The 1,833-nt window shown below is 26.4% G+C and carries 1 protein-coding gene and 2 pseudogenes; all 3 read right to left on the reverse strand.

The annotated features are described in order from the left end of the window. Positions 1–716: hypothetical protein (locus ACYVEA_RS34365; RefSeq protein ID WP_461117895.1), on the reverse strand; the 716-nt coding region annotated here is incomplete at its 3' end. Continuing rightward, a pseudogene (locus ACYVEA_RS34370) lies at positions 693–1,169 on the reverse strand (proton-conducting transporter transmembrane domain-containing protein); the annotation flags it as partial. The gene ACYVEA_RS34365 and the pseudogene ACYVEA_RS34370, both read right to left, overlap by 24 nt. 282 nt (positions 1,170–1,451) lie before the next feature. After that, positions 1,452–1,637: pseudogene (locus tag ACYVEA_RS34375) on the reverse strand (hypothetical protein); the annotation flags it as partial. Between the last annotated feature and the right edge of the window lie 196 nt (positions 1,638–1,833).

Below are 1,833 nucleotides of genomic sequence, written 5' to 3' on the forward strand. Positions count from 1 at the left end.
ACTAATATGTATAAAGCATAAGATGTAACTACACCAGTACTTAACTTATTAATAGAATTACTTATATCAGTAACACTTTTTTCTAAACCAAATGGCCCAAATTTTTCTACAGATCCTTTATCCATTACCTTTGTAGTTTGAGCACCTAAATCTAAAATAAGTCCTGATATATATTTATTATAAAACATTTCAACTAAAAAACGCTGATTAAAAAAACCAAATATATTATAACCTAAATTAGATAATTTAAATTTTATAAGTAAAGTAGGATAAAATTCAGTGAATAATATAGAAAGAATACTAAGTGAAACAGTAAAAAATAAAGGTAATAATTTATAGAAAGTGGGAACAGCAAATTCCGTATCTAACATAATCTCATGTTTAGGATGTATAAATAAACTATTATCAGAAAAGAAATCAGAACCTAAACCTATAAATATATCTTTAGTTATATAACCAAAAAATATAGAAAATATAGCTAATATAATTAAAGGTAAACTCATATAAATATCACCTTCATGTGCAGCATGGGCTTGTTTATAATTAACTATAGGTCCATTAGGATTACTTAAAAAGGTTAAATATAAAACTTTAACTGAATAAAGCGTCGTAAACATAGCACCTATAGTGGCAATATAATAAATTGCTATACTAGATATATAATATTTACCAAATGCTGATTCAATTATAAAATCTTTAGAATAAAAACCAGTCATAAAAGGAAAAGCTACTAAACTAAGAGAAGCAATTAACATAACTGAATAAGTAAGAGGTAAATAGGATATTAAACCTCCATATTTTCTAAAATCTTGATTATCGGCAACTGCATGTATTACTGCACCTGCACCTAAAAATAATAAACCTTTATAAAAAGCATGATTTACTAAATGAAACAAAGCTATATTATATGAAGATAAACCAACCGCTATAACCATCATACCTAATTGACTCATAGTTGAATAAGCTATAACTTTTTTTATATCTTGTTGAAATAAACCTATAAGTGAACTAAATACTGTTGTTATTGCACCTAATCACAAACATAATAATAAAACTAATGAACTATATTCTATTAAAGGAGATACTCTTATTAATAAATAAACACCAGCTGTAACCATAGTAGCTGCATGTATTAATGCTGAAACTGGTGTAGGACCTTCCATAGCCATAGGTAATCATACATGTAAACCAACTTGAGAACTTTTAGCCATAGCACCAATTAATAAGCATATACCAATAATAATAACAACACTTTCACTATAATATGGTGCTAATGAAAATACTGTATTATAATCTAAATTACCGTATGATCATAATATAGCAAACATACCAATAGTTAAAAAACAATCACCTACTCTATTAGTTAAAAATGCCGAAATAGAACTTTGATTTGCAGCTATTCTTGTAAATCAAAAACTCACTAATAAATATGAACATACTCCCACACCTTCTCAACCTACAAACATTAATAAGAAATTATCTGCTGTAACTAATATAATCATCATAAAAGTAAATAAACTTAAATAACTAAAAAATCTCTGATTATGTGGATCATGACTCATATATCCTATTGAATATAGGTGTACTAAAGAAGATACTATTAATACAGGTATTAACATTGATACTGTTAAACTATCAAAATTAAAACCTCATTTTATATCTAATGATTCTGCATCTATTCATCTAAATAGTTCTATTTTAACTGGTATTTGATTTAATCCAACTTCAAAAAAAGCGATTATTGCTAGTATTGTTGTTATTATTACACATGTACATGTTATAATTCGCCCTCCACTAACTCCGATTTTTCTTCCAAAAAAACCGGATACTATT

Source organism: Spirosoma jeollabukense, assembly GCF_054777855.1.